Annotated in this window: 15 protein-coding genes; 6 read left to right on the top strand and 9 right to left on the bottom strand. The window is 59.5% G+C overall.

All coding sequences use genetic code 11. The features are described from left to right. Positions 1-41 precede the first annotated feature (41 nt). Entirely contained in the window at positions 42-1,331 is a 1,290-nt protein-coding gene (locus DXH95_RS08005) for an adenylosuccinate synthase (RefSeq protein ID WP_115548838.1), read from the top strand. 39 nt (positions 1,332-1,370) lie between these two features. On the opposite strand, the gene DXH95_RS08000 is transcribed toward DXH95_RS08005, so the two are convergent. Next, positions 1,371-3,224, bottom strand: coding sequence for a serine protease (locus DXH95_RS08000; RefSeq protein ID WP_115548837.1), 1,854 nt, complete (start codon positions 3,222-3,224; stop codon positions 1,371-1,373). Positions 3,225-3,324: 100 nt separating this feature from the next. Next, complete coding sequence (locus tag DXH95_RS07995) at positions 3,325-4,221, bottom strand: haloalkane dehalogenase (RefSeq protein ID WP_115548836.1); 897 nt, start codon at positions 4,219-4,221, stop codon at positions 3,325-3,327. A gap of 94 nt (positions 4,222-4,315) precedes the next feature. Here DXH95_RS07995 and DXH95_RS07990 point away from each other — a divergent pair, with 94 nt between their 5' ends. The 3 genes from DXH95_RS07990 (at position 4,316) to rpmB (ending at position 6,446) form a co-directional block, all read left to right on the top strand. Continuing rightward, positions 4,316-4,855, top strand: coding sequence for a GNAT family N-acetyltransferase (locus DXH95_RS07990; protein ID WP_115549469.1), 540 nt, complete (start codon positions 4,316-4,318; stop codon positions 4,853-4,855). A 71-nt stretch (positions 4,856-4,926) separates the two neighbouring features. Next, positions 4,927-6,048 carry an acyl-CoA dehydrogenase family protein gene (locus DXH95_RS07985; RefSeq protein ID WP_115548835.1) on the top strand — a complete coding sequence of 374 codons (1,122 nt, stop codon included), beginning with the start codon at positions 4,927-4,929 and terminating at the stop codon, positions 6,046-6,048. A gap of 107 nt (positions 6,049-6,155) precedes the next feature. Continuing rightward, positions 6,156-6,446, top strand: coding sequence for a 50S ribosomal protein L28 (rpmB, locus tag DXH95_RS07980; protein WP_115548834.1), 291 nt, complete (start codon positions 6,156-6,158; stop codon positions 6,444-6,446). Between the two features lie 6 nt (positions 6,447-6,452). Here rpmB and DXH95_RS07975 read toward each other — a convergent pair whose 3' ends face one another. After that, complete coding sequence (locus tag DXH95_RS07975; RefSeq protein WP_115548833.1) at positions 6,453-7,484, bottom strand: esterase-like activity of phytase family protein; 1,032 nt, start codon at positions 7,482-7,484, stop codon at positions 6,453-6,455. A gap of 159 nt (positions 7,485-7,643) precedes the next feature. On the opposite strand from DXH95_RS07975, the gene DXH95_RS07970 reads away from it, so the two are divergent. Next, positions 7,644-7,982 carry a glycine zipper 2TM domain-containing protein gene (locus DXH95_RS07970; RefSeq protein WP_115548832.1) on the top strand — a complete coding sequence of 113 codons (339 nt, stop codon included), beginning with the start codon at positions 7,644-7,646 and terminating at the stop codon, positions 7,980-7,982. A 52-nt stretch (positions 7,983-8,034) separates the two neighbouring features. Continuing rightward, positions 8,035-11,004, top strand: coding sequence for an L-glutamate gamma-semialdehyde dehydrogenase (locus DXH95_RS07965; protein WP_115548831.1), 2,970 nt, complete (start codon positions 8,035-8,037; stop codon positions 11,002-11,004). 88 nt (positions 11,005-11,092) lie between these two features. On the opposite strand, the gene DXH95_RS07960 is transcribed toward DXH95_RS07965, so the two are convergent. The 6 genes from DXH95_RS07960 to DXH95_RS07935 form a co-directional block, all read right to left on the bottom strand. Next, positions 11,093-11,635, bottom strand: coding sequence for a hypothetical protein (locus DXH95_RS07960; RefSeq protein WP_115548830.1), 543 nt, complete (start codon positions 11,633-11,635; stop codon positions 11,093-11,095). 168 nt (positions 11,636-11,803) lie between these two features. Beyond that, positions 11,804-16,327: a glutamate synthase large subunit gene (gene gltB, locus DXH95_RS07955; protein WP_115548829.1), complete on the bottom strand. Its 4,524-nt coding sequence runs from the start codon at positions 16,325-16,327 to the stop codon at positions 11,804-11,806. After that, entirely contained in the window at positions 16,324-17,766 is a 1,443-nt protein-coding gene (locus DXH95_RS07950; protein WP_115548828.1) for an NAD(P)-dependent oxidoreductase, read from the bottom strand. Before DXH95_RS07950 ends, gltB begins: the two co-directional genes overlap by 4 nt. A 143-nt stretch (positions 17,767-17,909) precedes the next feature. Next, positions 17,910-18,710 (bottom strand): undecaprenyl-diphosphate phosphatase, encoded by an 801-nt coding sequence (locus tag DXH95_RS07945; RefSeq protein ID WP_115548827.1) that lies wholly within the window; start codon positions 18,708-18,710, stop codon positions 17,910-17,912. Between the two features lie 139 nt (positions 18,711-18,849). Then, complete coding sequence (locus DXH95_RS07940) at positions 18,850-19,770, bottom strand: complex I NDUFA9 subunit family protein (protein WP_115548826.1); 921 nt, start codon at positions 19,768-19,770, stop codon at positions 18,850-18,852. Between the two features lie 100 nt (positions 19,771-19,870). Continuing rightward, a complete protein-coding gene (locus DXH95_RS07935; RefSeq protein ID WP_181883604.1) occupies positions 19,871-21,037 on the bottom strand; it encodes a lipase family protein in 1,167 nt (388 codons plus the stop codon). Positions 21,038-21,051 lie beyond the last annotated feature (14 nt).

Genomic DNA, 21,051 nt, shown 5'->3' with positions numbered 1-21,051 from the left:
ACCACGCCTCAACAGGCGTGTGTTGTTTCGGGAAAACCGTAATGGCAAATGTAACCGTAATCGGCGCCCAATGGGGTGACGAAGGCAAAGGCAAGATCGTCGACTGGCTGGCAAGCCGCGCCGATGCCGTCGTCCGCTTTCAGGGCGGGCACAATGCAGGCCACACTCTGGTCGTAGGCGACCAGACCTATAAATTATCGCTGCTACCTTCCGGAATCGTCACCGGCACCTTGTCGATTATCGGCAATGGTGTGGTACTCGATCCATGGCACCTAAAATCCGAGATTGAGAAACTCGAAGGGCAGGGCGTTACAATCAATACCGAGAATTTCGCAATCGCCGATAATTGCCCGCTCATCCTTCCAATCCACCGCGATCTGGACGGGCTGCGCGAAACCGCAGCCGGTTCGGGCAAGATTGGCACTACCGGTCGCGGTATCGGCCCGGCCTATGAAGACAAGGTCGGCCGCCGCGCTATCCGCGTGTGCGACCTTGCGCATCTCGACGCTTTGGACGCGCAGCTCGACCGGCTCTGCGCGCACCATGACGCGCTACGCGCCGGTTTCGGTGAACCACCGGTCGACCGCGAACGCCTGCTTAACGACCTGCGCGAAATAGCGCCGTTCGTGCTGCAATATGCGCAGCCGGTTTGGAAACGCCTCAAGAAGGTCCGCAAAGCTGGGGCGAGGGTGCTCTTCGAAGGCGCGCAGGGCGTGCTGCTCGACGTCGATCATGGGACGTATCCCTTTGTCACCAGCTCGAACACGGTCAGCGGCACGGCTGCCTCTGGTTCCGGGCTGGGCCCCAATGCCACCGGCTTTGTTCTGGGCATTGTCAAAGCCTACACCACCCGCGTCGGCTCGGGTCCGTTCCCGACTGAGCTTGAGGATGAGGTCGGCCAACGCCTCGGCGAACGCGGCCATGAATTTGGTACGGTTACCGGACGCAAACGGCGCTGCGGCTGGTTCGATGCCGTTATCGTGCGCCAAAGCTGTGCGGTTTCGGGCGTCACTGGTATCGCGCTGACCAAGCTCGACGTGCTCGATGGTTTCGAAACGATCAAGATCTGCACCGGCTATCGCCTCAACGGCAAAATCCTCGATTATCTACCCAGCCATGCTGCCGACCAGGCCAATGTCGAGCCGATTTACGAGGAAATGCAGGGCTGGCAGGAAACTACCGCTGGTGCCCGTAGTTGGGCCGATTTGCCTGCACAGGCGATCAAGTATGTCCAGCGTATCCAGGAACTGATCGAAACGCCGGTCGCGCTGGTCAGCACCTCCCCCGAGCGTGATGACACGATTTTGGTGCGCGATCCTTTCGCGGATTGACGAAACTCAGTTGCGGCGGTGGTTGGCAAGCCACCGCCGTTAACGCTCGATCGACTTGCCGGTCTCAAACTTCGTTTTGTTGGTGTTTATCCAGTCGGCATAAGCAGCAACGTTGACCGAGACCGACGGATTGTCATTGACGCCGCAGCCTACGGCCCATGAAACGACGCCAACCTGCACCATGCGGCCATTTTCGCGGAACGTGATCGGCCCGCCGCTATCGCCGAGGCATGTGAAGACATGGCGTCCCTGACGGGCAGCTTCTGAGTTGCGCGGTGTTACAGCGCACAGCATCAGATTGCTGACATGCCCATATCCCGGTCGGGTGCGGCATGTGTTCTGGTCGAGGATTTGCAAATCACCGGTACGTAGTTCAGCCGGGTTGCGTTGTGCTGCGCCCGCGCTGCTAATCCGTGTGTTGCGACCGGTGACTTCCTCCATGACGCCCCAGCCGAACGCGCTGACTATCTTTCCGGACGTGGGGGGCTGGCTGGCAAGTGGTATGCGCTGCGCCAATGCTGCGGCTCGCGCAACAGTGCTCGAATCAGGCTTGATGCGGATCAAGGCGATGTCATGGTGGTTGCCGCCCGGCACATAGCCTTTTTTGACGATCACTGCATCAATGGCAAAAGTTGTTCCGCCGCGGGTGAGGTCCTTGGTGCCCAGTTTTACGCGACGGTATTTGAACACCGTTTGCCGCTTTTCCGCTGTGTCAAAGGGGGCGTTGGCGATGCAGTGCGCCGCCGTCAGCACAATATTGGGCTCGATCAGCGATCCGCCGCAGCGATGGGTCTTTTCATGCAGCTGCCAGTTGATTTTGCCCGCAGCGAGGAGAGAAGGCGGGGTTGAACTTTCGGTCGAATAGAGCTGTATCTGCCAGGGCGTGGCAAGGTTGGCGACCTTGAACCCGCCGCCAATCCGGACGCGCGTCCGCACCTGCGGGACATAGTTGGTCGTCGCCGCCCAGTTTTTGGGAAATGTCGGCAACGGGCCATCGCGAGCGTCAAATAGCGACAAGTCAATGGGTTCGTTCGACGATATGGCGACGATGTTCCGGTAATAGGCCTCCGGAGCATCCTCAAATTCATCATTTTTGATCAGCCTTGCCTCGCCGGGTTCCAGTCGGATGGGCGTCTGGTCTTTCAGGCGGATCATTGCGTCGGTAGCCGGAAAATCCTGGTCAATCCGCATTACCGCAACAAAAGCGGGGTCCGCCCCTTCGTTGCTTATCACTGCCCAATAGGGTTGCTCGCAAATTCTGGCTTCGCCCACACCTTTGCATATTGCGCTTTTGGGGCCGAAAATTTCGGTTGTGACCTCGGTGCGTAACTGCGGGATCGGGCGTGCAAATATCCGGCGGCTCCACAGGTTTTTTTGTATCTCTGCGTTGAGCCCGCCTGCAAGCGTGCCATCGTCCAACCGGCCGATGATCGGCGGTAACCTCTCGCTTCCGCGTTCACCAAATCTTGAAAAGCGAAAGGCGATTTCCTCATCGGATCGCAGCCGGCTTTCGGGATCGGAAGATACCCTGGGCATCAGGATCAGCGTATCCGGGAAGTCCGGATAGGGCGCGATGAGGAATTCTGCCTCGCCACGCGAATTGGCGAAGCGGATGTTCGGATTGGCGCGCACAATCGCCTCGACCGCCGCGCGATCCTCTCCGATCGATTCCGCGACCCACACCGTTGCAAAATCCTTTGAGAGCCGGGGGTCGGGCGGTGGAGGTGCGCCATCGTCGCTGGCAGTATCGCTTTCCGCAACGGCGTCGGTTGCACAATCGACGCCAATCTCGCAGCCGTCCTGCGCCTCATTCTGGGCTTTAGATTGCGTCGACCAACTCAACAGGAAAAGGGTGGCGACGGCCAACCGGAATAGCATACTCGACTGCAACATCGCATACCCTCCCTCAACGGCCAGCTATGGAATGATAGCGGGCCAGATATGGCGACTTGGGCTGAGTATTTGCTTTTTGCCGAGAAATGTAAACGCGATTCTAAGTCGCCCTGTTTCCGGCTCTCGCAACTTCAAGGATTGCTTCGACAAAGCCGGCGGGATCATCTTCCTGGATGAAATGCCCGCCATGCAATGTGCGGTGAGACACGCTTTTGGTCCCCGGCACCCTTTCGAGGAATTTCCGGTCGCCACCTCGCGTGATCGGATCACCATCGGAAAAGCAGCACAGGAACGGCTTGTCGAACGCTTCCAATACTTCCCAGGCCTTTAGTTGGTCAGGCACCGCGACATTATCCCCCAACGGCACGAATGACGGGTACACGCGCGTTGCGACCTTCGACGCACGAGTAGGGAAGGGCGCATCATAGGCTGCGATTTCCGCTGGGCTAAGGCCGCGCTTGCTTCCTTTTGCAACGATCTTACCGATCGGGAAGACGGGGCTGTAGCGTGAAAAGGCGCGCCAAATGGCAAAAGCGCGCGGGGCATCCTCCCCGGCGGGTAGCCCTCCATTTGACAGGGCAACACCCGCAAACCGCTCCGGCATTTCTGCCACCAGACGTAACCCAATCAGCGATCCCCAATCCTGACAGGCAAGGATGATGTTGCGCAGATCGAGCGCCTCCACCCAATCGCGCATCCATGCGACTTGGGCGGCATAGCTATAAGCGCGCCGGTCCAAAGGTTTGTCCGACCGGCCAAAACCAATCAGGTCGGGGGCGAGCGCCCGAAACCCTGCTTGCGCCAAAAGTCCGATCATATGGCGATAGAGATAGCCCCATGTCGGCTCCCCATGTAGCATCAGCACCGGCTGGGCGTCGCGCTGGCCCTCATCGACAAAATGCACGCGCAGCCCGCCGGAAATATCCAGATATTGCGGCGTGAATGGCCAATCCGGTAAGTTTGCAAAGCGCGCATCTGGCGTGCGGAATATAGTCATCGAACCTTCCCCCTGAACAGTTGCGGAGACTAGCGAATATGTTAGCTGATTCAATCCGATTGCAGCGCAGGAAATGAAAAGGCATTTTGCATTCATGCCCGACGCACTAACCATTCGCCCCGCGACGATCAGTGACGCACCACAGATCGCCGTAATCTATGCCCATCATGTGCTGCACGGCACGGCAAGCTTCGATACTGAACCCCGTTCCATTGAGGCGACGGAGGCAAAAATTGCGGATTGCGAAATGCATGGCTGGCCTTTTTTGGTTTGCCATCATGACGATACCATTCTCGGCTATGCCTATGCGACACAGTTTCGGGATCGCCCTGCTTATGGCCTGGCGTGCGAGGATTCGATTTATGTGCATCCTGACCATGTCGGGAAAGGCGTAGGCAAAGCATTGCTGACGGCTCTGGTAGAAGCTGCGGAAACCGCCGGCTTCAGGCAAATGCTGGCGGTCATCGGCGGCGGCGAACGCGCCTCTGTCGCGCTGCATGCAAGCCTGGGTTTCGAGCATGCAGGGCGGATGCGATCCGTCGGCCGCAAGTTCGGGCGCTGGCTCGATTCGGTATATATGCAGCGTTCGCTGGGGGGTGGAGACAGGCAGCCGCCGATGAGAGAACCCCGATAAATTTGCCCGATTGCGCCTTGATTTAATCGTGCGATTAACCCAAACACTCCTCTCGAAGAGAGGAGCGCATCATGGAATTTGCAGGCATTGGCTATAGCGAGGAGCAGATCCAACTGCTCGACGTGGCGAGCGAATTTTGCCGGGATAAGTCCCAGATTGCCAAAGTGCGCGCGCTTCTCGAAAGTGAAACCGGCTTCGATGCCGAAGTCTGGAAGGAAATCGTCGAACTCGGCTGGCTGGCCATTGCCATTCCGGAGGCGCAGGGCGGCGTCGGCCTGTCGCTCGCCGAAGTCGTGCCTGTGGTGGAGCAGATGGGGTGTAATCTGCTCGCATCGCCTTTTGTCTCGACGATTGTAACCCAACAGGCATTGCTGGCTGGTGCCACGGCTGAGCAGCAGGGCGAATGGTTGCCGCGGCTTGCCGCAGGCGAAATCGGAACGCTGGCCCTTGGCGAAGCACATGGCGACTGGGATCTGGCAAATGTAACAGCATCGGCCACCCGCGCCGAAGGCACAATCCGGCTTTCTGGTACGAAGCATTTCGTGCTCTGGGCCGATAGCGCCGCGCTGGTCGTCGTATCGGTGCAGCTTGATGGAAAGCCCGCGCTCGTTCTGGTCGAAAAATCTGCCATTCCGGCTGAGGCACTGCGACGCGAAACCATCGTCGATGAGTCCAAGCGCAGCTTTGCGTTGTCGCTGGATGGCATTTCGGTATCCGAAAATGCTGTTCTGGATGCATCGCGCACCAGCGCCGCACTCGCCCAGATCGAACTGGCGGCAAACCTGCTTCAATCCGCTGAAATGTGCGGCGGGTCGCAGGCGGTGATCGATTATACGCTGGATTATCTCCGCACCCGCAAGCAGTTCGGTAAATTGATCGGCGAATATCAGGCCCTCAAACATCCGATGGTTGATGCCTATGTCGGTTATGAAAAGGCGCGCACGCATCTGTACAGCGCGGCGCACAGCATTTCCGATCAGGGCAGGGGCGAGGTCGCCGTGCGTATGGCGAAGGCAGCGGCGGACGGCGCCTATAGTTTTGCCGCAGACCGGGCGATCCAGTTTCACGGCGGATTCGGCTTTACCCATGATTGCGATGCTGGCCTGCATCGGCGGGCAGCGATATTTCATGCGTCGCAATTCGGCGATGCCGCCTGGCACCGCAAAAAACTGGCGGATTTGCTTTTGGTTTGAGCAAAATGCCCCGCAAAGGCTTGACCTTTGACGGGCGCAAGGTTAGGGGCAGCCACTTTCCGGGAACAGCGATTCCCGTTACTCGTCAATTTATAGGGATTTTGAAGATGTCGCGCATTTGCGAACTGACCGGCAAGGGTCGCATGGTAGGCAACAATGTGAGCCACGCTAACAACAAAACCAAGCGCACCTTCCTGCCCAACCTGCAGAATGTTACGCTCCTTTCGGATGCGTTAGAGCAGGGCTTCAAATTCCGCGTTTCGGCGTCGGGCCTGCGTTCGGTTGAGCATGTCGGTGGCCTCGACAACTGGTTGCTCAAGACTTCGGACGAGAAGCTGAGCACCAATGCACGCAAAGTGAAGAAGGCGGTTTCGAAGAAGCAGGCTGCAGCCGCTTAATCGCACTTACTTCGTAAGAGTTTCAAAACCGGGGGCGGTTTCCGCCTCCGGTTTTTTGTTGGGCAAATCCAACGCGAATTGCATCAATATGGTGCGCTGAAGCGCGGTGAAATTATTGTCGGAAATCATCCAGACGATGATGCGTCCATCTTCGTGAGTGATTGCGAGCCCTTCCATATTGTCGACAAGAAGCGGTGATGCGAGTGTTGCGATGACTTGCGGGGCGATTGCCTTATCGGCCGCAATGGCAACTGGATCGAGTAACGCCAGCTTGGCGGAAAAGCCGTCAGGTAGGCCGATGCGGCGGTTGAGGATCAGTAACCGGCCATCGGGCAGCGTCGTCGCATCAGTAGGGCGATAACCTTCCGGCGCTCGATACCCGAATTGTTTCGGTTGAGAACCGGCTTCAATCGGATCGCCCGAATAGATATAAGCACTGTTGCTGCCATCGGCGCGCTGGTGCGTTTCGGAAAACAGCACAAAACGGCCGTCGCGCAACCGTGCTATCGCTTCGATGCCTCCATTGGCTTTCCACCCTTTGGTGAAGGTCAGTCTTTTGGTGCCGTCAATCCGGCCCAATGATGGGGAGAGGCGACGCACCGCATGGCGGGCTTCGTAGCTGATCCAGATCTGGCCAGACGTTGCGTCGTAGGTCATGCCTTCACTATCCCGGTCGCGATAATCGACATTCTCACCATAAGCCCCGGGCAAGACAGCTATAAAACTGTCTTCCATCCGATCAGACTTGCCAAGCGTGAAGCCGATCAATGTTCCAGCGTCGCTCACCGCAAGAAAGCGGCTGTCGCCGATAACCGCCAAAGCCGAAATGCCTCCGAAATCGCTGTTATCGCTGCGCAATTCCCAAGCATTTAGAAAGGTGAGAGCCCCCACTTTTTTGCGTTTGGGATCGGTTTCATCCAGTTCCAATGGCACCAGTTCGATCTGCTGGCTGTAATTGCGTGAATAGACGCGGTGGCCACCGACAGCAGCAACCATCAACAGCAAAAGCAGGGCTATTCGGGGCAGACGCTCACGCATGTCGGTTCCATAGCATTCATAAAAACAAGTTCAAACATGAACGAAGGATAACATCTGCATTCAGCAAAGGCTCAAGCCGAATCGCATAGCCAGTGCTCTACAGGGCAAAATCCAAGGCGGATTTGGGACAAGGATCCGCCAGTGCAAAGGAGAAAGAAAATGAACATGAAAAAGTCGCTCGGCGCACTGGTCGCAGCCGCAACCCTGGTTACAGGTTTTTCCGCAACCCCTGCCTTTGCGGGCCGTTATAATGACGATGGCTATTACAGCTATCGGGATCGCGACAATTATCGTTACCATCGCCGTGATCCCGGCTATCGCTGCGACAAGGGCACGGGCGGAACCGTAATCGGCGCGGTAGCCGGTGGCCTCGCCGGTCGTGAAATCGCCCGCCGCGGCAATCGCACAGAAGGCGCCATCATCGGCGCAGCGGTAGGTGCCCTTGCGGGTCGCGCAATTGACAAGTCGGACAGCAACTGCCGTCGCCGCTATCGTTAATTGGTAACATTTGAAACTTGTCGCCGCATAGCCACTGGCGCTATGCGGCGGCATGGCAAATCCAGTCGATTCCGCGCGTGCGGCCATCCGGCCGATGTTCCGCGCATCCGAACCCGAAACGCTCGCGCCGCTGGTAGCATCTGCGCAGCTCTCTCCCTCCGAACGTGATGGTGTCGTCACGCGCGCGCGCGGGCTGCTGAGCGAATTGCGCGCGGCGCAGACCGACGGCTGGGTCAACCAGTTCCTGCAGGAATACCGCCTTGGCACCGAAGAGGGCACGGCATTGCTGTCGCTGGCCGAGGCTTTTCTGCGCGTCCCCGATGCCGATACCGCCGATCTGCTGATCGCCGACAAGCTGGGCGACGCCAACTGGCGTTCGCATAGCGGCAAATCGGCGAGCCTGTTGGTCAACAGCGCGACCTGGGGGTTGGTGCTGGGCAAGGCGATGGTTGGCGATGATGGCCGAGGCGTGCTGCGCAAGCTGGTGTCGCGCGCGGGCGAGCCCTTTGTACGGCAAGCGGTGGGTGCCGCTATGCGCCTGATGGGGCAGGTGTTCGTCATGGGTCGCACCATTGAAGAAGCGATCAAGCGGATGGATACGCCTGAGAACAACGGCTTCACTGCCAGCTTTGACATGCTCGGCGAAGCCGCCCGCACCCGTGCCGATGCCGAGCGCTATTTCGAGGCCTATCAAGGCGCCATTGCGGCTGTCGGCGCTAACCCCGCGCGTGGGCATAGTGTCTCGGTAAAGCTCTCTGCGCTGCACCCCCGCTATGAAACCGCAAAGGCGGCAAGCTGCGTCCCCGAACTATCGGCGATGCTGGTCGATCTGGCGCGGCAAGCGGCGGCGGCTGGCGTGCAGTTGACCGTCGATGCCGAGGAAGCGGCGCGGCTGGAGATGAGCCTCGACATCATCGAGGCCGCTGCACGTGATCCGCAGCTAAAGGCATGGGACGGCCTGGGCATGGCGGTGCAGGCCTATTCAAAGCGTGCCCGCCCTGTGCTCGCCTGGGCGGATGCGCTGGGCAAGGACACGGGACGCATCTTGCAGGTTTGCCTTGTAAAGGGCGCCTATTGGGACAGCGAGATCAAATGGGCGCAGGAGCGTGGGCTTTCGGATTATCCGCTGTTTACGCGCAAGCCTTCAACCGATGTTTCTTATCTCGCCTGTGCGAAGGACATGTTGCGCGCGTCCAATATCCGCCCAGCATTTGCGACGCACAATGCGTTGACGGTGGGCACAATCCTCGAATGGGCCGGGCAGACGCGCGATTTCGAATTCCAGCGGCTGCACGGCATGGGGCAGGGGCTGTTTGAACGGTTGGTGCAGAACGAAGGCTATCATTGCCGGATCTATGCGCCGGTTGGCGGGCATCGCGATTTGCTCGCCTATCTAGTGCGCCGATTGCTGGAAAATGGCGCGAACAGCAGCTTCGTCCACCAGCTTGCGGATGAGGAGGTGAGCGAGGATGAGTTGCTCGCCGATCCGGTCGAGAAGGTGATGGAAGTTGGGGGCACGCGCCATCCCGCGATCCGTTTGCCTGCCGAATTATTTACGCCCGAACGCGCAAACAGCGAGGGGATGGATCTTGATGATGCGGCTGTCCTTACCGACATCGCTGCCAAGGTCGCGGCTATGCCTGCTATGCCCGCGGGCATCGATGTTGATGTCGCAACCGCGATTGCCGCTGCGGAGGCAGCCTATCCTTCATGGTCGGCAACGCCGGTCGAGGAGCGCGCTGACTGTCTGGAACGCCTCGCCGATTTGCTGGAGCAACATCGCGCGCAGTTGATGGCCATCGCGGTGCAGGAGGCGAAGAAGACGATCCCGGATGCACTGGCCGAAGTGCGTGAGGCGGTCGATTTCTGTCGCTACTATGCGGCGCGCGCGCGCCACGACATACAGCCGGTTGAACTACCGGGGCCGACCGGCGAGCGCAATGTGTTGCGCTATGAAGGTCGCGGTGTCTGGGCGGCGATTGCGCCGTGGAATTTCCCGCTGGCGATCTTTCTGGGGCAGGTGGTTGCCGCCGTCGTAACGGGCAACACCGTTGTTGCCAAACCCGCGCCACAAACACCTGATATTGCATGCTATTCTATCAACCTTGCACGTCAGGCCGGTATACCTGCGGGCGCCATCCAGATCGTCACCGGTGGCGGTGACGTAGGTCAGGCGCTTCTGGGTGATCGCCGCATTGTCGGTACGGTGTTCACCGGCTCGGTTCCCACTGCCAAGGCGATCGCCCGCAACCTCCTGGCCGATGATGTCCGACCGCTGGTTCCGCTGATCGCCGAAACCGGTGGTCTCAACGCCATGTTTGTCGACTCGACCGCGCTGTCGGAACAAGTCGTTCGCGATGTAGTCATTTCCGGATTCCAGTCGGCCGGACAGCGCTGCTCTGCCCTGCGCCTGTTGTTGCTGCAGGAGGAGATTGCAGAGCACACGATCGACATGCTCGTCGGTGCGATGCGCGAACTGGTAGTTGGCGATCCGGCCAATCCCGCGAATGACATCGGCCCGGTCATCGACAAGGCCGCCTATGACAGATTGATGGCCTATCGTCAGTCAGTGGCGGATCGCATTATCTTTGAAGTGCCCGTACCTGCCAAAGGCCTTTATGTGCCGCCGACTCTGGTTCGCCTCGACAGCCTCGACGATCTCAACACTGAATGGTTCGGCCCCATCGTCCATGTCGCAACATGGCCTGCAGGCAAGCTGGAAGAGACGATCGCCGCAGTCAACGCCAAGGGCTTTGGCCTGACCATGGGGCTGCACAGCCGCATCGCCCGCGTCTCGGAAGCGGTCGAAGCGACTGCGCGTGTCGGCAATCTCTACATCAACCGGTCGATGATTGGTGCCGTTGTCGGCAGTCAGCCATTCGGAGGGGAGGGGCTTTCAGGCACCGGACCCAAAGCGGGCGGCCCCAATTACCTCCACCGTTTCTGCGCCGAACGAACGACAAGCATCGACACCACCAGTGCGGGAGGGAACGCCTCATTATTGTCGTTGGAAGACAGCTAAAGAAAAGGGGCGATGCGCGACCCGGCACCGCCCCTCCCCCGTTAACGAATTTGCCCCCCGTTAACGGTGTCCCTGTTGACGAAATCTCTCAGTCGCGTGCGGCTTTGATGTCTTGCATGCTGCGTTCGAGGTCGCGCCCCATTTGCTCGAACTCGGGCATCATTGTCGCAAAAGCCGAAGCGAAACCGCTGAGCATGGTCATCATCTGGCGACTGCCTTTGCCCAGTTCGCGGGGAAGGCGCTCTGCATCACGACCTGCGAGATCTGCGACAGTCGCGTCTTCGCGGAACTGCTTTTCGATCGTCCCCGGACGTGCCTTTTCAACAGCAGCGGCGAATTTACCAACCGGCAAGTCGAGCAGGGTTTCGCTCATACGCTCGACCATCGCAGCCACGCTATTTTGAACGCGCGGGTCCGCCAGATCTTCCGCCATTTCGTTCAGCCTGGCTTCGGCATCGCGGCTGTCATCTGTGTTCTTCGCATGAGCGATTGGCGCTGCAGTCGATACTTCGCCCGTGCCAGCGACAAACTGGATTTCCTGCAGCTCAGCCGCTTTGGCACCCGGCGCAAACGCCAGCAATAGAATGGCAAAACCGGCCACTGCCGGAACACGTAAATCAATCGAGCGCATGGCCCATCACCCCAGAAATGCCGGCATTTCTATGCCCGGCAAACCACAAGCCCCATTACGGCCTGAACGCCGGCCTTATATCAGCGCTCGGCTGACGGCGCACTGAACAATGCTGTCAGTAAGTTGCAAGCAAGGTAAATGGTTGTAAAATTCAGACCTCAATCACGGCTATTCGGCGGCCACTGTTGCGATTGCATCCGAAAGAGGATGGGCGAGTCGGGACAACATCTCCTTTGGACACACCTGCCAGAACTCTCCGCGTCGCCTTTCCCAATCTTCGAGGATCGAGTTTGACCACTGGCTATCGGTGGCAGCTGCATGTTCAGCAATAAGCGCCTTGAGTTCCGCCTCCCAATAGACGCTGTCGAGGCGTTGCCAGACGATGCTGTCCGGGTTGGCGCGTGAAGGGAAATTGCCTTCTGGGTCGAGTACGAACGCCATGCCGCCTGTCATACCCGCGCCGAAATTGCTGCCGGTCTCACCAAGAATGATGGCGACGCCGCCGGTCATATATTCGCAGCCATTGGCGCCGCAGCCTTCGACAACAACCTGCGCACCCGAATTGCGCACGGCAAAACGTTCGCCTGCCTGACCGGCAGCAAACAGTTTGCCGCTGGTTGCCCCGTACAGCACCGTGTTGCCGATGATCGAGTTCGTCTGGCTTTCAAGGTTCGAACTTACGGTCGGCCGAACGACAATTTTGCCGCCGGACAATCCCTTGCCGACATAGTCATTGGCGTCGCCAAACACTTCCAGCGTGATACCCTGGCAGAGGAAGGCGCCGAGCGACTGGCCTGCGGACCCGCGCAATCGGATCTGCACATGATCGTCGGCCAGCCCTTTCATTCCGTAAAGCCGCGTCACTTCCGAACTGAGTTTCGTACCAACCGCACGATGCGTGTTGCGGACATTATAGGTCAGCTGCATCTTTTCGCGGCGATCGAATACGGGCCGGGCATCCTTGATGATTTGCGCGTCGAGGCTGTCGGGAACGGGATTGCGGAACCCGGTAATGTTGAACCTTCGTGCCTCGTCCGGGGCATCAACCTTTGCAAGGATCGGGTTGAGGTCGAGATCGTCGAGATGTTCGGCACCGCGATTGACCTGACGCAGCAATTCCGTGCGGCCGATGATTTCATCGAGCGAGCGGAACCCAAGGCGCGCCAATATTTCGCGCACCTCTTCGGCGATAAAGGTCATCAGGTTGATGACCTTTTCGGGCGTGCCGGTGAATTTGGCGCGCAGTTGTTCATCCTGCACGCAGACACCGACCGGGCAGGTATTGGAATGGCATTGCCGCACCATGATGCAGCCCATCGCGACAAGGCTAAGCGTGCCGATGCCAAACTCCTCTGCGCCCAGAATAGCCGCGATTACGATGTCGCGTCCGGTTTTGAGGCCACCGTCGGTGCGCAGCTTTACCCGGTGACGCAGACCATTGAGCGTCAGCACCTGATTGGCTTCGCTCAAGCCCATTTCCCATGGCGTTCCCGCATATTTTATGCTGGTTAGCGGGCTTGCACCGGTGCCGCCGACATTGCCCGAAACGAGGATGACGTCGGCATGTGCCTTGGCGACGCCCGCAGCAATCGTGCCGATACCTGCTGCGCTGACCAGCTTCACACACACCCGTGCGCGCGGATTGATCTGCTTCAGGTCGTAGATCAGCTGCGCAAGATCCTCGATCGAATAGATGTCATGGTGCGGGGGAGGGGATATTAAAGTTACCCCGGGCGTCGAGTGGCGCAGCCGCGCGATCATCTCGGTCACCTTGAAGCCGGGAAGCTGCCCGCCTTCGCCGGGCTTCGCGCCCTGCGCGACCTTGATTTCGATTTCCTCGCACGCTCCGAGATATTCGGCGGTGACGCCGAAACGCCCGCTGGCGATCTGCTTGATCACGCTGTTGGCGTTGTCGCCATTCTCATAGGGCGTGAAGCGCTTGCTGTCCTCACCGCCCTCACCAGAGACCGCTTTGGCGCCGATGCGGTTCATCGCGATGGCGAGCGTTTCATGCGCTTCGGGCGACAGCGCGCCCAACGACATGCCGGGTGTGACGAAACGCTTGCGGATTTCGGTGATCGCTTCGACTTCGTCGAGTGGCACGCCTTCGCGTGGATAATTGAACTCCATAAGATCGCGAAGATAAATGGGTGGCAATTCGCGGACGCCAGCGGCAAATTGCAAATAGGTTGAGTAGCTGTCTTTCGCGACCGAGCTTTGCAGCAGGTGCATCAGGCCTGCCGAATAGGCATGCGCCTCGCCATCTTTACGTTGCTTGTAGAAACCACCGATCGGAAGGCGGGCAACCGCAGCGTCAAAGGCCTCCGCATGGCGTTCCGCTGCATTGACGAAAAGCGATTGGTAACCTTCGCCCGAAATCTTGTTGGGCATGCCGGGGAAGAAATCATTGACCAACGCGCGGCTCAAACCCACCGCCTCGAAATTATAGCCGCCGCGATAGCTGGAGATCACAGCGATCCCCATCTTGGACATAATCTTGAGCAGGCCTTCGTTGATCGCCGTGCGGTAGTTTTCGACTGCTGTGCTGAGTAGCATCTCGCCAAGCAGACCACGGCCATGGCGGTCTGCAATCGACGCCTCGGCTAGATAGGCGTTCACAGTGGTTGCACCCACACCGATCAGAACGGCGAAATAATGCGTATCGAGACATTCGGCAGAACGCACATTGACTGAGGCATAGCTGCGCAGGCCTGCACGAACGAGGTGGGTGTGGACGGCGGCGGCGGCCAACACCATCGGAATGGCAATGTGCTCTGCATCGATAGTGATATCGGTCAGGAAGAGCTCGGTCTGGCCTGAACGCACAGCGGCTTCGGCATCCTCACGAATGCGGCGGATGGCCGCGCGCAGCCCGGCTTGCCCTTCGGCAACTGGATAGGTGCAGTCGATCTCGGCAGCCGTCTTGCCGAACGCAGTCTTCAAGCGACCCCATTCGGCATTGGTGAGGACAGGGCTTTCCAGCACGAGAACATCGCTATTCTGTCCGGTCTCGTCGAGAATGTTCGCAAGGTTTGAAAAGCGCGTCTTCAGGCTCATCACATGCCGTTCGCGCAATGAATCGATAGGCGGGTTCGTGACCTGGCTGAAGTTCTGGCGGAAAAACTGGCTGATGATGCGCGGCTTGTCCGAAATCACGGCGAGGGGCGTATCGTCGCCCATGCTGCCGATGGCTTCCTTCGCGTCCTCGACCATGGGGGATAGGATCATTTCCATATCCTCAAGCGTCATCCCCGCCGCAACCTGCCGCCGCGTGAATTCGGCACGCGTCCAGTCGAGCGACGCATCTTCACCATCCGGAAGGTCGTTAATGCTGCGGAAGCCGCCGACGAGCGCGGCGTAATTCTGCTCGGCTGAAACGCGGTCTTTGAGTTCGCCGTCGCGATATAACTTCCCCTCATCAAGGTTGACCGCAATCATCTGGCCGGGGCCGAGGCGGCCTTTTTCGACGATGGAGTTCTCCGGAACGATGACCATTCCGGTTTCCGAACCGATGATAAGAAGTCCGTCATTGGTACGGCTATAACGCAGCGGGCGGAGCGCATTGCGGTCGACACCCGCAACCGCCCAATGGCCGTCCGTCATCGCGAGCGCGGCAGGGCCGTCCCATGGCTCCATCACACTGGCCATATATTCGTACATCGCCTTATGATTGGCGGGCAGGTTGGGGTTTGACTGCCATGCCTCGGGGATCAGCATGAGCTTTGCCGTCGGCGCTTCCTTCCCCGAACGGACCAGCGTTTCGAACACGGCGTCGAGTGCACCAGTATCTGATGCACCTGCAGGGATCACGGGCTTGATATCGTCGCTATGGTCGCCGAATGCGATGCTAGCCATCTTGATCTCATGGCTTTTCATCCAGTTCTGGTTGCCACGGATCGTGTTGATCTCGCCATTATGCGCCAGCGCCCGGAAGGGCTGCGCCAGCCACCATTGCGGAAAGGTGTTGGTCGAATAACGCTGGTGGAACACCGCGACGCGGCTTTCAAAGCGTTCGTCCTGCAGATCGGGATAGAAGATCGACAGACTCTCTGCGAGGAACAGTCCCTTGTAGACGATTGATTGGCACGACAGCGAGCAGATGTAAAAATCGCGTATCTGCGCCGCGATCACCTTTTTCTCGATCCTGCGACGGATGAGATAGAGGTTCTTTTCGAACTCGGTTGCATCAACAGCGTCCGGCATCGGCCCGGCGATCATGATCTGCTCGATTTCAGGGCGCGTCGCCTGCGCCTTCAGGCCGATAACCGAAACATCGACCGGCACCTGTCGCCAGCCATAAATGGTATAGCCCGCCTCGATGATTTCGGCCTCGACGATTGTACGGCACGCCTCCTGTGCTCCAAGATCGGTGCGCGGCAAGAAGACCATGCCTACTGCAAGCCGATTGGGTCGCGGCTGGTGCCCGGCAGCGGTGATGGCGTCGTCGAAAAACCGCACCGGCAAGTCGACATGCAGGCCCGCGCCGTCACCGGTCTTGCCATCGGCATCGACCGCACCACGATGCCAGACGGCCTTCAGCGCTTCGATGCCAGCGGCGACAACGCGCCGTGAAGGCTTGCCATCAGTCGCGGCGATCAACCCGACGCCGCACGCATCGCGCTCGGTTTCGGGATAGTACATGCCCTCACTGGCGAGGCGGGCATGTTCGGGAGTGGGGAAGTGGTGGGTCATGCCGCAGCCTTCTCTCTTATTATCTGCTTCTGCATCCAGCGGTGCATATGCTCGACCACGTCTCGGCCGTCCTTGATTGCCCAGACGACGAGGCTCGCGCCGCGCACGATATCGCCCACGGCGAAGACGCCTGGCAGATTGGTCATGCCGGTGACATGGTCAGCGCGGATGGTGCCCCAGCGAGTGACGTTGAGATCGGGGGAGCCGAACAGGGTCGGCAGGTCTTCGGGTTCGAAACCGAGCGCCATAATGACCATGTCTGCATCGAGCGTGAAGTCGCCTTCCGGGTCCTGCTCGGGCGCGCGGCGGCCGCTGGCGTCGGGAGCGCCAAGGCGCATCTTGCTGACATGCACTTTCGCGACCGCATCCTTGCCATCAAAGGCTTTGGGCGCCGAGAGCCAGACGAACTCGACGCCTTCTTCCTCGGCATTGGCGACTTCGCGTTGCGATCCGGGCATATTGTCGCGGTCGCGGCGGTAGAGGCATTTGACCGACTTGGCGCCCTGGCGAACTGCGGTGCGGACGCAGTCCATCGCGGTATCGCCGCCGCCGATGACGACGACATTCTTGCCCTCGGCATTGAGCGTTCCGTCGTCAAACGCAGGCACGGCATCGCCAAAGCCCTTGCGGTTCGAGGCCGTGAGAAAATCGAGCGCGGCATGGATGCCCGACAGGCCGATGCCGGGCGTCTTGATATCGCGCGCCTTGTAGACGCCGGTTGCGATCAGGATACTGTCATGCTTCGCGCGCATTTCGTCGAGACTGGCATCGCGGCCCACCTTGAAATTGGTGTGGAAGAGGATGCCTGCGTCCTTCAGCCGTTCGACGCGGCGCATCACCACATCCTTTTCCAGCTTGAAGCCGGGGATGCCGTAGGTGAGGAGGCCGCCTGCACGGTCATGACGGTCATAAATGTGGACCTCATAGCCCGCGACACGCAGATATTCCGCCGCCGTCAGTCCGCCGGGGCCTGCGCCAATAATGCCCACCGATTGCCCGCGCACGGGGCCAACCTCGATCGGCTCGACCCAGCCTTCGGCCCAGGCGGCGTCCGTGATATATTTCTCGACGCTGCCAATGGTGACAGCGCCGTGCCCTGAAAATTCGATGACGCAATTGCCTTCGCATAGCCGGTCCTGCGGGCAGATGCGGCCGCAAATTTCGGGCATGCTGCTGGTCAGGTTTGACAGTTCATAGGCTTCGCGCAGGCGGCCCTCGGCGGTGAGGCGGAGCCAGTCGGGGATATGGTTGCCGAGCGGGCAATGCACCGAGCAATAGGGCACGCCGCATTGCGAGCAGCGCGAGGCCTGTTCGGCGGCTTTGTCGGGGGCGTAGCGGTTGGCGATTTCGTGGAAATCTTCGGCGCGCAAGAGGGCCTCCCGCTTTTCGGGGAAGGACTGGCTTGTTGCCACGAATTTGAGCATGCGTTCCTGTGCCATGGCGCGGCCATAGCCAAAGTCTACAAAGATGACACCTAGAAAATGCTCTAATAGGGCATAAATATTGACCTATTATACTGTATTTGAAACCAAGTTAGTTCCGCCTGCAACATTATTTCAACATAAAAGGTCCGAAACGGACCTTACCGCATCTCCAGCCACACCAGAGCCGCCACCCCGGCGATGATTCGGTACCATGCGAAAGGCCCAAAGCCATAACGCGTCACCACCGCGAGGAAGGCCTTCACCACCGCCCATGCAACAAAGAACGACACCACAAAGCCCACCGCCAGCAAGCCCATATCATCCGCGCTCACCTCGCTGCGGTGCTTGTATAGCTGCAGCACTGTGGCCCCGGTGAGAGTGGGAAGGGCGAGGAAGAAGCTAAATTCGGCGGCGGTCTTGCGATCCACCCCCATCGCCATGGCCCCCAATATCGTCGCTCCCGAACGACTGACCCCGGGGATCATGGCTAGGCATTGGACTACACCAACCATGGCGGAACGCTGCCAGCTGATATTGGCGACGCCCCCGGCATCGCTGGTTTTCGCGAAGCGTTCCACCACCAATATCGCAAAGCCGCCAATGATCAGCGCCCATGCGACAATCACCGCATTTTCGAGCATCAATTCGATCGCGTCGCCGAATGCCAGCCCCAGCACCACGGCGGGGATGAAGGCCAGCAAGAGGTTGCGCGTGAAGGCCACGGCCTTTGCGTCCCATTTGAACAGCCCGGTAAACACCTCCCAGAAGGTCCGCCAGTAGAGCACGACAATCGCCAGGATCGCGCCAGGCTGGATCGCGATGTTGAACAGAGCCCAACGCTTGGCATCATAACCCATCAGCTCGGTCGCGAGGATCAAATGCCCGGTTGAGGATACCGGTAGGAATTCGGTTATGCCTTCGACTATGCCGAGGATCACTGCGGTCCAGAATTCACTCATCGGGTAACTGCCTCACCAAATCTATTGCATAACCACCGCAGCCCTGAGCCTGTCGAAGGGCGTCTCACGGGCTGCGCTGAAGCTGATGGACGTGCTTCGACAGGCTCAGCACTACGGTTTCTTGTAAAATGCCGCTGCCTCAAGCCGCCGCCGCATCGCCAAAGCGGCCATGCTTACGATAGAGCGTCAACCAGTCATGCGCCACGGCATCCAGTGGCGTGGCGGTAATGCCTAGCGCTTCCAGCCCGTTCGCGCCCGACACAACATTATCTTGCGCCAGCATCTTGAGCTGATCGCCCGAAATCGGCCCGCCGGGGATGAAGGTGAGCAGCTTGGCGGCTGCATCGGGGACAGGCACAAACAGCTTCTTGTGTCCGGTCGCCTTGGCGATCCATTCGTTCAGTTGAAGCATCGAGAAAATCTGCGGCCCGCCAAGTTCGAGCGTTTGCCCGCCCGGGCCCTGCAACGCAGCGACCACGGCGCGCGCGACATCCCCTACAAACACCGGCTGAAATTTCGTATCGGCACCGATCACCGGCACAACGGGCAGCATCCGGATCAATACGGCGAAGCGGTTGATGAACTGGTCTTCACGGCCAAAGATGATCGAGGGGCGCAGGATGCTGGCGTTGGGGAAAGCCGCATGCACAGCCGCTTCGCCGCCCGCCTTGCTGCGCCCATATTCCGCCTCGCTGTTTGCGTCTGCTCCGATCGCAGACATATGGACGAAGGCGGTAACGCCAGCCTTGGCCGCCGCCTGCGCGACATTCGCCGCACCCACGCGCTGGATTGCGTCCAGATTGTCAAAGCTGCCGACAAGGTTCACCGCCATGTCAGCGCCAACCAGAGCGTTGGCAACGGTTGCGGGCTTGGTGATGTCAGCGGCGCAGAGCGAGACCTGGCCCAGATTGCCCAGCGGCTTCACGATCACCGCACCGCGCGTATCGCGCACCGCGACGCGCACACGGGCACCCGCCGCACAAAGTGCCTGCACCACATAGCGCCCGACAAAACCGCCGCCGCCGAACACCGTTACCAATTTACCGTTGAGTATGCTCATTGCCTGCCCGTCAGTCTCTATAATAGGGAGAATATATGGACGGCGCTTTGCACCAGCCAAGGGCGCGTTTCAAGGGGGGAGGATGCTCACAGGCTTTCGGCTAGAAATTTCCGCAATCGCTGCGGGCTCGTTCCCCCGCGAACCGCGCGTCAATCCAGTTTAGCGTTTCCGTCGCGCTGTCTTTGGCGCTTGTAGGATGTCCGGTTTCACTGGTGATCGGCACCCAGCGAACCCGCGCGCCGGCACGGCAAAGATCCTGGGAAAATTGGCGGGTAACCTGCGGGCCGACGATGGAATCGCCACTATTCTGCGCGATCAGAAATGGGACGCCATAATCGCGCCGGGCAGGGCTGTTGGCGCGGGCGATTTCGGCCCAAGGGCTGATCTTCCCAAGATTGACGTCCTTCAGTCGCTGTCGAAGCACGAGCACACCCACAACTGCTCCAATGCGCGGCTTGGCACCCAGCGTGACGCAATTGTTGCGCGCCAACCGGTTGATGATGCCCTGCGTCGATTTATTGCCTAGCGTGTCGAGCGGCGCACCAAAATATTCGGACCAGCTGTGCGCGGTGAACGCCGTCAGGAAGGCACGGATTGAGGGGTCGGAGCCGCTTGTCAGGTTTTCGATGAGATCTGTTGGTGGCGCTGCAGCGGCCACGCCGACCAAGTCCAGTTCCGGTGCGTAGTTTTTGGCGATCTGGCCGGTCCAAAGCGACGCGTGGCCGCCCTGCGATTCGCCCCAGACGGCAAAGCGCCGCGACGCTCCGGCCTCCGGTATCGCCTGCGCGGCACGGATGGCATCGAGCACACTGCGCCCGGCACTACCGCCTACCAGATAGGGGTGCGGACCGTCGGTCCCCAGCCCCTCATAATCGGTTGCGACGACAACATGACCGCGCGCAATTGCGTCGTCGAGTGCAGGGGTCGCGGCAAAAAAGTTGGGGCTGGCCGATGGTGTGCATTTATCGGCCACACCCCAGGTGCCATGTGCCCAAGCGAGCACAGGACGACCCAAACGGTTTGGCATTCCTTTGGGCGCTATGACAACGCCCGTCACCTCGATTGGCCTGCCCGCCTCATTGCGTGAAACATAGCGGATACGCCAAGCTTGCGCGCCGACGGGTGCGCCCGCCTTGCGGCTATATTCGATCAGCGTGCCGGGCGGGCTCTGCACTTCGCGGGCGGAGGCGGGAGAGGGGATGAAGAGGAAACCCGTGCCAACCGACACCAGCGCCAACAGCGCTCGCCTTATCCGGCTGGAAAGCATGGGCATCCCCTTAG

The organism is Sphingorhabdus pulchriflava, from assembly GCF_003367235.1.
Lineage (GTDB): Bacteria > Pseudomonadota > Alphaproteobacteria > Sphingomonadales > Sphingomonadaceae > Sphingorhabdus_B > Sphingorhabdus_B pulchriflava.
The sequence above is the reverse complement of the archived record's forward strand: the minus strand, read 5'-3'. Positions and strand labels throughout refer to the sequence as shown.

Coding starts and splice junctions, on each gene's coding strand:
- DXH95_RS08005 (WP_115548838.1), top strand. CDS start 42: ATGGCAAATGTAACCGTAATCGGCGCCCAATGGGGTGACGAAGGCAAA.
- DXH95_RS08000 (WP_115548837.1), bottom strand. CDS start 3,224: ATGTTGCAGTCGAGTATGCTATTCCGGTTGGCCGTCGCCACCCTTTTC.
- DXH95_RS07995 (WP_115548836.1), bottom strand. CDS start 4,221: ATGACTATATTCCGCACGCCAGATGCGCGCTTTGCAAACTTACCGGAT.
- DXH95_RS07990 (WP_115549469.1), top strand. CDS start 4,316: ATGCCCGACGCACTAACCATTCGCCCCGCGACGATCAGTGACGCACCA.
- DXH95_RS07985 (WP_115548835.1), top strand. CDS start 4,927: ATGGAATTTGCAGGCATTGGCTATAGCGAGGAGCAGATCCAACTGCTC.
- rpmB (WP_115548834.1), top strand. CDS start 6,156: ATGTCGCGCATTTGCGAACTGACCGGCAAGGGTCGCATGGTAGGCAAC.
- DXH95_RS07975 (WP_115548833.1), bottom strand. CDS start 7,484: ATGCGTGAGCGTCTGCCCCGAATAGCCCTGCTTTTGCTGTTGATGGTT.
- DXH95_RS07970 (WP_115548832.1), top strand. CDS start 7,644: ATGAACATGAAAAAGTCGCTCGGCGCACTGGTCGCAGCCGCAACCCTG.
- DXH95_RS07965 (WP_115548831.1), top strand. CDS start 8,035: ATGGCAAATCCAGTCGATTCCGCGCGTGCGGCCATCCGGCCGATGTTC.
- DXH95_RS07960 (WP_115548830.1), bottom strand. CDS start 11,635: ATGCGCTCGATTGATTTACGTGTTCCGGCAGTGGCCGGTTTTGCCATT.
- gltB (WP_115548829.1), bottom strand. CDS start 16,327: ATGACCCACCACTTCCCCACTCCCGAACATGCCCGCCTCGCCAGTGAG.
- DXH95_RS07950 (WP_115548828.1), bottom strand. CDS start 17,766: ATGGCACAGGAACGCATGCTCAAATTCGTGGCAACAAGCCAGTCCTTC.
- DXH95_RS07945 (WP_115548827.1), bottom strand. CDS start 18,710: ATGAGTGAATTCTGGACCGCAGTGATCCTCGGCATAGTCGAAGGCATA.
- DXH95_RS07940 (WP_115548826.1), bottom strand. CDS start 19,770: ATGAGCATACTCAACGGTAAATTGGTAACGGTGTTCGGCGGCGGCGGT.
- DXH95_RS07935 (WP_181883604.1), bottom strand. CDS start 21,037: ATGCTTTCCAGCCGGATAAGGCGAGCGCTGTTGGCGCTGGTGTCGGTT.